General features: G+C 48.0%; 11 protein-coding genes. 1 reads left to right on the top strand and 10 read right to left on the bottom strand.

Features of this window, described 5'->3' with window-relative positions; translation table 11 throughout:
• Both OB13_RS10810 and OB13_RS10805 read right to left on the bottom strand, forming a co-directional pair.
• Positions 1–489: glycosyltransferase family 2 protein (locus OB13_RS10810; RefSeq protein WP_461490179.1), on the bottom strand; the 489-nt coding region annotated here is incomplete at its 3' end.
• A 23-nt stretch (positions 490–512) separates the two neighbouring features.
• The gene (locus OB13_RS10805) at positions 513–1,427 is read right to left on the bottom strand and encodes an FkbM family methyltransferase (protein ID WP_461490178.1); all 915 of its coding nucleotides are present in this window, start codon (positions 1,425–1,427) and stop codon (positions 513–515) included.
• A 340-nt stretch (positions 1,428–1,767) separates the two neighbouring features.
• Between OB13_RS10805 and OB13_RS10800 the strand changes: the two genes are divergently transcribed.
• Positions 1,768–2,664, top strand: coding sequence for a chain length determinant protein (locus OB13_RS10800; RefSeq protein WP_461490177.1), 897 nt, complete (start codon positions 1,768–1,770; stop codon positions 2,662–2,664).
• Positions 2,665–2,734: 70 nt separating this feature from the next.
• Here the strand turns inward: OB13_RS10800 and OB13_RS10795 are convergent, their stop codons facing one another.
• The 8 genes from OB13_RS10795 to OB13_RS10760 all read right to left on the bottom strand — a co-directional run bounded on the left by OB13_RS10795 (position 2,735) and on the right by OB13_RS10760 (position 9,556).
• Positions 2,735–4,285: a GNAT family N-acetyltransferase gene (locus OB13_RS10795; protein ID WP_461490176.1), complete on the bottom strand. Its 1,551-nt coding sequence runs from the start codon at positions 4,283–4,285 to the stop codon at positions 2,735–2,737.
• A gap of 154 nt (positions 4,286–4,439) precedes the next feature.
• Positions 4,440–5,096, bottom strand: a complete 657-nt coding sequence (locus tag OB13_RS10790; RefSeq protein WP_461490175.1) for a 3-oxoacid CoA-transferase subunit B — start codon at positions 5,094–5,096, stop codon at positions 4,440–4,442.
• Positions 5,097–5,107: 11 nt separating this feature from the next.
• A complete protein-coding gene (locus OB13_RS10785; protein WP_461490174.1) occupies positions 5,108–5,806 on the bottom strand; it encodes a CoA transferase subunit A in 699 nt (232 codons plus the stop codon).
• Between the two features lie 175 nt (positions 5,807–5,981).
• Positions 5,982–6,914, bottom strand: a complete 933-nt coding sequence (locus OB13_RS10780) for a bifunctional riboflavin kinase/FAD synthetase (protein ID WP_461490173.1) — start codon at positions 6,912–6,914, stop codon at positions 5,982–5,984.
• Complete coding sequence (gene truB / locus OB13_RS10775; RefSeq protein WP_461490172.1) at positions 6,898–7,593, bottom strand: tRNA pseudouridine(55) synthase TruB; 696 nt, start codon at positions 7,591–7,593, stop codon at positions 6,898–6,900. Before truB ends, OB13_RS10780 begins: the two co-directional genes overlap by 17 nt.
• A 1-nt stretch (position 7,594) precedes the next feature.
• The gene (locus OB13_RS10770; protein ID WP_461490171.1) at positions 7,595–8,428 is read right to left on the bottom strand and encodes an undecaprenyl-diphosphate phosphatase; all 834 of its coding nucleotides are present in this window, start codon (positions 8,426–8,428) and stop codon (positions 7,595–7,597) included.
• A gap of 11 nt (positions 8,429–8,439) precedes the next feature.
• Positions 8,440–8,655, bottom strand: a complete 216-nt coding sequence (locus tag OB13_RS10765; RefSeq protein ID WP_461490170.1) for a DUF3098 domain-containing protein — start codon at positions 8,653–8,655, stop codon at positions 8,440–8,442.
• Position 8,656: 1 nt separating this feature from the next.
• Positions 8,657–9,556 carry a cell division protein FtsX gene (locus OB13_RS10760; protein ID WP_461490169.1) on the bottom strand — a complete coding sequence of 300 codons (900 nt, stop codon included), beginning with the start codon at positions 9,554–9,556 and terminating at the stop codon, positions 8,657–8,659.
• Between the last annotated feature and the right edge of the window lie 183 nt (positions 9,557–9,739).

Raw genomic sequence — 9,739 nt, 5'->3', positions numbered from 1 at the left:
ATGTATAAGAAACTTCTCAATATACTCAGTCCCATTCATTGTAAAATTGGTTAGGAACAGGGCTTTGTCTAAATCGTTCGTCCATTCTAACCAGCTGCCAGTCACTTCATCTTTGCTGTTTATCTTCCAGGACTGGGCGTAGGCTATACCTATGTTCTCCTTGCCTTCAAGCTCCGTCGCTAGCGTGGACAGGAAGCTGAGTTCTGCTTTGTCATCGCTCTCTGCCAACCAAATCCAGTCTCCCTTTGCCAGATTTATGCCTTTGTTCCACTGCTTAAAAGTAGAGCCGCTGTTTGTCGTGTTATAAATGACATGGCTGACTTTGGGGTGGTCCTTGTATTGGTCCAGTACCTGTCTGCTGTTATCCAAAGAACAATCATCTAGTATAATTACTTCGAAGTTTTCATACGACTGGTTTAATATAGAATCGAGGCGCTGCGGAAGAAACGTTTCATGGTTGTATGTAGGGACTATAATGCTGATTAACATATGCTTCTGATTGAACTTAACTATTACTGCAGACGACCTTTAGTAGCCCTTATCAACCCTCTCCTCAAGTATGGTGGCGTCTGATTATCTTCCAAAAAGAACATATATCCGCTGGAGTAAGAAATATTAAAGTTTGCTGCTTCTAAAGAAACTGCCAGGTCATGCTGATCATTTTGTTTATGGTAAGTACAAATAGCAACTTTTAAGGACGAACTATACCGAAGCTCCTTGGCGGCACCCTTTAAAACCTTGGCTTCGGCGCCTTCTGTATCAATTTTAAGGAAGTTGAAGGACTGTCGATTCACTACAAAGTCATCTATTGTGATGTTATCCTTATCTGTTACATCTGAGACATATCTGTTGACAATCTCTACTTTTTCTTTCCAGGGAGAGAATGTTGCGCTCAGCGACTCAATCCATTCCGAATCTGTCTCAAAGATGTAGAGCTTGCTGATTTTTTCAATCACACTGAGGCCAAAGTTTCCTTCAGCTGCTCCAATATCGGCCACCACGTCCCCGGTAGTCACCTGAAATGCATCGGTAAGGTAACGGTGAGGAGATTGTAGGTCTTGCTCTATCGATAGGAAATTGAAATTTTCTTTGATAGCCAGTTCTGGCCAACTTCTCTTATAATATAATTTTTTTCCATCCAGTAGAACATAGGGTAAGTCAAGCTCCTTATCTCTATAAACTTCTACATCCTGTATGTTGTAGTTGTATATAAAGGGATAAGGAAATGTAACAATGCTGTATTTCTTGACAAAAGCAACAACCTCTTTTACTTCGCTGTTCTTTTCGCCTTCAGGGAGAGTTTCATAATACTCTAAAAATTTTTTCCGTAGAATTCCCAATTTAGAGTTCCTAGTCCTGTAGTTCCAGATTTGCCACCTTAAATCATCCGGGAGTATATTTTTGTAGAGCGTTTTGATAAACTGCATGGAGATCTTTGTGTTTTGATATATTGAAAACAATATCTTTTAAAGCTGATTATTGAAGGTGTAAACCCGACGGATAACAGAGTTTTCAGAGAAAGCCATGCAGCCCACCCTTGCCAACTAAGATCCCTGAAAGTTTTCTTTCTATGTACAAGGGAAAAATGCAGTGATTCCAGCTGATGTTTACTAATTAGCACCTTTTGATGCAGTAAGCAATTAGTATTAAAGTTATAGCAAAACACAAATGTATGAAATATTAGTTGCATCTACTTTAATCAAACTATCGGAATTAATAATATGAACTAATTTTATAGATTTGTAGTGGAATTGTAAAAACTAAAATATGCACAGACTGCAAGAGGAGAAAAACCAATCTTCCGACGAAATAGACCTTCGTTATGTGATAGATAGGATAGGTGCAGGTTTTAGCAACTTGTTTGCTAGAATAAGGTATGTTATGCGGGTTGTACTGAAAAGGTCTCTTTTAATGATGCTCTTTTTACTGCTAGGTGCAGGTATAAGCTACGGTATCTACTATGTGACCAAGCCCTATTTTACCTCCTCCATGACACTGATGCTAGCCAACATCCGAAACGAATTCATTGAGGACCAGTTGAACAAGCTTTCCCTTATGGTGGCGGAAGAAAACTTTGAGGCAGTGGCGGATAGACTGGACATCAGTCCAGCTGCTGCGCAACGAATCAAAGAGATGAGTTTTTCCAACCTGGATGCAGATAGGGTAGAAGAGGATAGTGTATTAACAGGATCTCCATTCCGGATACAACTGTCCCTGTATGACAGAGAGCTGTTTGAGAGCATGGAGCCAGCCTTAACTAATTACCTGGAAAACAACCGTTACTTTGCCAAACAGAAAAGAATCAAACAAAGGCAGGTGGAAAACATGGTGTCTAAGCTAAAAGGTGAAATATCTTCTATTGACAGTATGAAAACCAACGTTAGCGAACCGAAAGGGCCTGTCAACGGATTTATTTATGGACAACCCATAGATCCTACAAACCTATACAGAGAAAGTATCTTAATGTATAAGGAGCAGGTAAAATTGGAAGCCGATCTTGAAAAGCTGGATAATGTTGAAATTGTAACGGGTTTTGTCCCTAGATTACGGCCTACGGGTCCTAGCTTAATTAAGTATTTGGCTATAGGAGCTATAATCTCATTTATCATAGGCACTATCATAGCCCTCAACCTGGAGTCCAAAAAGCGTAGAAAAAGCCTTTAATTATCCTAATTAACCAAAAAGGTCCCGTTGCTTCCGGAAGCAACGGGACCTTTTTGGTTATATACTTTTCTTACTCTTCCTGCCTTAACACCCAACTCAGGTTATACAAGTCGCGGCGGCGGTCCTTCAGGTTACGCACGCTGCCTGCGGTATTGAGGTCCTTGAGCAGGTTCAGGTCAAGGTCGGCGATCAGGGTCATTTCCGTGTTCGGGGTGGCTTCGGCCACTACCGCATCGTGCGGGAAAGCGAAGTCGGAAGGGGAGAAGACGGCTGATTGCGAATACTGGATGTCCATGTTCTCCACCTTCGGCAGGTTGCCCACACTGCCCGTGATAGCCACATAGCACTCATTCTCGATAGCACGGGCCTGGGCGCAGAGGCGTACCCGGAGGTAGGCGTTTTTCGTGTCCGTCCAGAAAGGTACGAACAATATCTTCATGTCCATGTCAGAGAGCATGCGGGCCAGCTCGGGGAATTCCACATCGTAGCAGATCAGGATACCAATTTTGCCGATGTCCGTGTCGAATATCTTCAGCTTGTGGCCCCCGCGCATACCCCAGTAATGCGACTCATCCGGCGTCACGTGTAGCTTGTACTGCTTGTCGTAGGTACCGTCGCGACGGCAAAGGTAACTCACATTGTAGAGCTTGTTGTCGTAGTACTCCGGCATGCTGCCTGCAATGATGTTGATGTTGTAGGAGAGGGCCAGGTGGATCATGCGCTCCCGTATCTCATCGGTATACTCCGCCATACTTCTAATCGCCTCAGAAGGAGACTCCTCGTTGGTAAGGGCCATCAGTGGGGCATTGAAGAACTCCGGGAAGACGATCATATCCGATTTGTAGGAACTCACCGTGTCGACATAGAACTCGATCTGCTGCATCATGTCGTCCAGGTCTTTTACAGAGCGCATCTGCCACTGCACAATACCGATGCGTACGATAGTCTTTTTGCCGCCGATCAGTTTCTCTTTCTCTTCATAGTATACATTGATCCACTCCAGCAGTGTGGCATAAGCACGGGATTCCGTGTCGTCGGGTAGGTAGCCCTTGAGGATCTTGCGCACGTGGAAGTCGTTGCTGAGCTGGAAAGACAGCACCGGATCCGACAATTCCTTGTTGCGGACCATCTCGATGTACTTGGCAGGGGTTAGCTTGTCTGCGTAATCTTTGTAGCCAGGTATACGTCCGCCGGCAATGATGCCGCGCAGGTTCAGGTTCTCACAGATCTCTTTGCGGGCATCGTAGAGGCGACGTCCCAGGCGCAGGTTGCGGTGTTCGGGGTGCACAAACACATCGATCCCATACAGGGTATCGCCCTCCGGATCATGCGATTTGAAGGTGCCTTTGTCAATGATCTGCTCATAGGTATGCTTATCGCCATACACGCTATAGTCCACAATCAGACTCAGCGCAACAGCGATTACAATTCCTTTGTCTTCAATACAGATCTGTCCTTCCGGGAATTTCTTAAGCAGATTGGAGAATTCTTTACGGGTCCAGGCGCCATCTATATTGGAGTACACCAGATCCATGATGTCTTTTACTTCTTTGTAATCTTTTAGCTCCAGCTGGCGCAGTAGTAACCTGTGCTCAGAATTTGCTTCTATTTTTTCACTCATATATAATTGGGTTGCTTGCTACAGGTATACGTGAGGCAAGTATAGTTTTGATATGATATTTTGCACAGGAAAGAAAAAGTCCTTCCTGTGTACAAAGGTAAACAGAAAAAGCGCAGATGCCTATCTGCGCTCTCAAACGGTGTGTCGTGTTACTTTATACCTGTACTTCCGGTATGTCGCCTTCCACGATGAGCCGGCCTTCGGTTGCTTGCTGTATCTGGGCAACACTTACACCCGGAGCCCGTTCCAGTAATCGGAATCCTTCCCCAGTTACCTCCAGCACGGCCAGATCCGTTACAATCTTTTTAACGCACTGCAAGCCCGTAATCGGAAGCGTACATTCTTTGAGCAGCTTGGAAGAGCCGTCTCGCGCGGTATGCTGCATGGCCACAATGATGTTTTTGGCGGATGCGACCAGGTCCATAGCGCCTCCCATACCTTTTACCATCTTACCGGGTATCTTCCAGTTGGCAATGTCGCCTCTTTCAGATACTTCCATCGCACCCAGTATGGTCAGGTCCACATGTTCCCCGCGTATCATGCCAAAACTTTCGGCTGAATTGAAGAGCGAGGAACCCGGTAGTGTCGTGATGGTCTGTTTGCCGGCATTGATGAGGTCGGCGTCCACCTGTTCTTCGGTAGGAAAAGGGCCCATGCCCAGCAAACCGTTCTCGGACTGTAGCACCACCTCGATCCCGTGGGGTATGTAATTGGCTACCAACGTAGGTATACCTATACCAAGGTTCACGTACATGCCGTTCTTTACCTCTTGCGATATGCGCTTTGCTATTTGATTTTTATCTAAAGCCATGTTGTTTTGATTTAAGCGGTTCTAACCGTTCGCTGTTCAATGCGCTTCTCGTACTGCTCGCCCTGGAAGATGCGCTGCACGTAGATGCCGGGCGTATGGATCATATTCGGGTCCAGTTCACCGGCTGGTACCAGCTCCTCTACCTCCGCTACCGTAATTTTGCCGGCCGCCGCCATCATGGGGTTGAAGTTACGGGCGGTGCCTTTGTAGATCAGGTTACCGGCCGTGTCGCCCTTCCAGGCTTTGACAAACGAGAAGTCCGCTCTCAGCCACTGTTCCATCAGGTACATTTTGCCATTAAATTCGCGGCTTTCCTTGCCTTCGCCTACCTCAGTGCCATAGCCGGCCGGAGTGAAGAAAGCAGGTATACCTGCACCGCCGGCCCGTATGCGCTCTGCCAGCGTACCCTGCGGAATCAGTTCCACTTCCAGTTCGCCGGACAGCAACTGGCGCTCAAACTCGGCATTTTCCCCCACATAGCTGGCGATCATCTTTCTTACCTGCCGCTGCTGCAACAGCAGGCCGATCCCGAAATCGTCTACGCCGGCGTTGTTGGAGATACAGGTCAGGTCTTTCACACCCAGGCGCAGCAACTCCTGGATCGAGTTTTCAGGTATGCCGCAGAGGCCAAAACCGCCCAGCATGAGGGTCATGCCACTGGTTATCCCTTGCAATGCCTCCTGTACGTTTGTAACAGTTTTATTGATCATAGTTATGTTGTGAGCTTATGTTCTGAATGCGCTATACGTACGTATACCCATACTTCATCCAAAACAGCGATGAAAGAGAAGATTCTATACCTAAGTAATTTAAATAGAAAAAGCCATATACTAGATACGGCTTTTCGTTTTTGGGTGAAATAAGTTTTATGTCCGGCGAAATAAATTACGGTTGCGATAATGCCCGTTCCGTCGCCTGCCGGTCCTTTGCCAGCTGTGCCTTCAGTGCCTCGAGTCCTTCGAATTTCTGCTCCTGGCGCAGCCGTTCTACAAATTCTACGGTTAAGGTATGGCCGTAGATGTCACGGTCGAAGTTCAGGATGTTCACCTCCAGCGTCAGGTGCGTACCGTCTACAGTAGGGCGGGTGCCGATGTTCATCATGCCGGGGAAGCGCTCTTTGTCCAGCCTCACCCACACGGCATATACGCCATGGGCAGGTATCAGTTTGTGCGGGGCAGGTATAGCCAGGTTGGCAGTAGGGTACCCGATGGTGCGTCCCAGCTTGTTGCCTTCCACTACCGTGGAGGTCAGGCTATAGGTATGGCCCAGGTATTTGTTGGCAGTGGGTATGTCCCCGGATTCGATGGCCTTCCTGATCTTGGTAGAACTGACGCCTACCTCGTCCACATCCTGTCTCGGAATCTCTTCCACCTCGAAGCCGTACTGTGCCGATCGTGCTTTCAGATGTTCAAAACTGCCCTCCCGGTTTTTGCCGAACCGGTGGTCATAGCCGATCACCAGCACTTTGGTATGCAACGCCTTGACGAGCACATCCGAAATGAAGCTGCGGGAGCTCAGGCGGGAAAATTCTTTGGTGAAAGGGATAATGAGCAGGTAGTCGATGCCGAAGCTGCGCAGCTGCTCCACGCGTTCTTCTATGGTAGAAAGTAGCTTCAGGTCATTATCTTCCGGGAAAAGCACGAGGCGGGGGTGAGGCCAGTAGGTGATCACCACGCTTTGCCCGTTGGCTTGCCGTGCCCGTTCCTTCATGCGCTGCAGGATCTTGCGGTGTCCTACGTGTACCCCGTCAAAGGTACCGCTGGTCACCACAGGATAACTTAGCTTCGGGAAAGCAGCAATGTCACGGATTACTTCCATTCGCTTCCAGTTGGGCTCTTCTTATTTCCTGGATATCCTCCATGCTCAGGGCATCTTCCAGTTTGTACTCCCCGATACGCGTGCGGACCAGAGAGGAGAGGTGTGCACCACAGCCCAGCTTCTGCCCCAGGTCGTGGGCCAGGCTCCGGATATAGGTTCCTTTGGTGCAGATCACTTTGAAGGAAACCACGGCTCCATCTATATGCGTGATGTCAAATGCCTTGATCGTGATGGTGCGGGATTTCAGCTCTGCCGACTTGCCTTTGCGGGCCAGGTCATACGCCCGCTTGCCGTCCACCATCACAGCCGAATAAATAGGCGGTACCTGCTCAATCGTTCCTACAAAGCTGTTCGCTGCTGCCTTGATGTCTTCCTGAGTGAGGTGGCTGATGTCGCTGGTCTCGCTAACAGGGGTTTCCAGGTCGTAGGAGGGAGTGGTCTGGCCAATGGTGATGGTTCCTGTATACTCTTTTTCCTGGGCCTGGATCTCGTCGATGCGCTTGGTGAACTTGCCGGTACACAGGATCAGCAGGCCGGAAGCAAGCGGATCGAGCGTGCCGGCATGGCCTATTTTTTTGACCCGCAGCGTATTGCGCACTTTTTTAACGACATCAAACGATGTCCAGGTAAGCGGTTTGTCGATGAGCAGTGTTTCGCCTGCCTCAAAGTTATAGGTCATTTTATACTCTTAAATCAACACCCATTGCCAGCAAAGCCAGTAATGCTATACCCAGCGCAATGCGGTAATAACCAAACATCTTGAAGCCATACTTGGCCAGGAAGTTTATGAAAAACCTGATCGCGAACATGGCAACAATAAAGGCCACCACGTTTCCTATCAGTAGTAGCTTCAGGTCATCGGAGGTGATCACATCAAAGCTGTTCTGAATCTTTACGAGATCGAACTTCACAATGTCTGAAAGCTCGAGCTTGAGCAGGTCTTTGATGAGCTTATAGCTCGAAGCGGCCAGCATGGTCGGTACGGCCAGGAAGAACGAAAATTCAGCAGCTGCTTTCCGGTTGACACCCTGCGCCAGGCCTCCTACAATAGATGCTGCCGAACGGGAAACACCCGGTATCATAGCAATACACTGGAAGAAGCCGATCACAAAGGCATTCTTATAGGTAATCCGGTTCTCCTCGGCGTGGGCAAACCATTTGTCCACAAACAGCAGGACCACGCCCCCAACTACCAGCATCAGCGCCGTAATGAACACACTCCCCAGCATGGCATCGATCACATCGTTCAGCATAAAGCCTATGATGGCCGCCGGTATAAAGGCCAGGAGCAGCTTCTGGTATAACTCAAAGCTGGTAAGAAAGCGCTTCCAGTACAGCACCACCACCGACAGGATAGCCCCGAACTGTATGTTAACGGCAAATATTTTGGTGATCGGGAGCTCGTTTATACCCATCAGGGCCGAGGCGATGATCATATGTCCTGTAGAAGATACAGGTAAAAACTCAGTCAATCCTTCAACTATGGCTAAAATAACAGCCTGCCATTCACTCATCTATCTATTATCTATTCCTGTGTTTTATCCTTTACCATGATTGCAAAAAGCTCGATTACAAAGCCGGCCATAACGACCAGTGGGCCCAGCGTGATGCCCAGAAAGCCCAGGCCATACTGCTCTTTGTCAAGCGTCATGATGATAAAACCAACAGCGAGCACGGCAATGCCCACCAGCATCAGGATGTAATTTTTTCTGCCGAAGGCAAGGTTCTTCTTATTTTCCATATTAATATAATTCATCTAAAGACATACGCAGGTACTTCCGGATGGCGCGGTAGGAGCTCATGAAGCCGATGATGCAACCAATCACAATCAGGGCAATCATCAGCATGTACATCTGCTCTTCATCTTTGAGCAGGCTCAGTTCCGTGATTTCGTGGTAAGCGTACTGCATGAGGCCAAACAACAGCGCCGAGGCGATTATGCCGCTCACGATACCCTGCCAGGCAGCGCGTTTGAGAAAAGGCCGCTGTATAAAAAAGGAGGTGGCCCCCACCAACTGCATACTCCGGATGAGGAAGCGCTGGGAGAATAACGCAAGTTTGATCGTATTGTTTATCAGGATGATCACCACCACGACCAGTATACCTGCAAAAGCAAGCAGCAAGATGCTGAGCTTCTGTATGTTGCTGTTGATGGATTCGATGAGACTTTCTACATACTGCACCTCATACACGCCGTCTATACCTTCCAGGTCATTCTTTATACCTTTCAGAAGGACTGAAGTAGAATGTTCCGAATCAATTTTGAGGGCGTAGGCATCGCGGAGCGGGTTGTCACCCAGGAAAGCCATAAAGTCCTCGCCGGTCTCATCCAGGAAAGCTTTGGCCCCTTCTTCTTTGGAAACGAAACGTACCTGGGCCGTATCTCCTTTGTAAGCGATGAATTCTTTTGAAGCCAATGTCTTCAGCAGGCGGTCCAGCTGTACCTGGGTCAGGTTGCGGTCCAGGTATACCTGCATCTCAATGCTTTCTTTCACGATCTGGGAGAGCTTACCGGCATGAATGAGGAGCATTCCAAACAACCCGATCACAAAAAGTGCCAGGGAAATAGAGAACACGACCATGGCATGCGGGTAGTTACCCAGCTTTTTCTTCTTAACTGACTTGGTATTATATTTTGCCATACGTTTAGCTTCCACGCAAAAATAGAAATATTATTTAAATATGAGGAGAATAAGCACCAGGAAAGCAAAAAGCCCGGCTGCTTCTTTGCCGGGCTTTTTGCTTTTAGAGATTCAGGCGGGGGTCTGAGTCCAGTATGATCGGTTGCTGTTGCTGCTCCCGCCTGCGCTCCCTTCGGGACTCCC

Source organism: Pontibacter sp. HJ8 (assembly GCF_054824225.1).
Note: the sequence above shows the minus strand (reverse complement) of the source record. Positions and strands in the feature narration are given on the sequence as shown.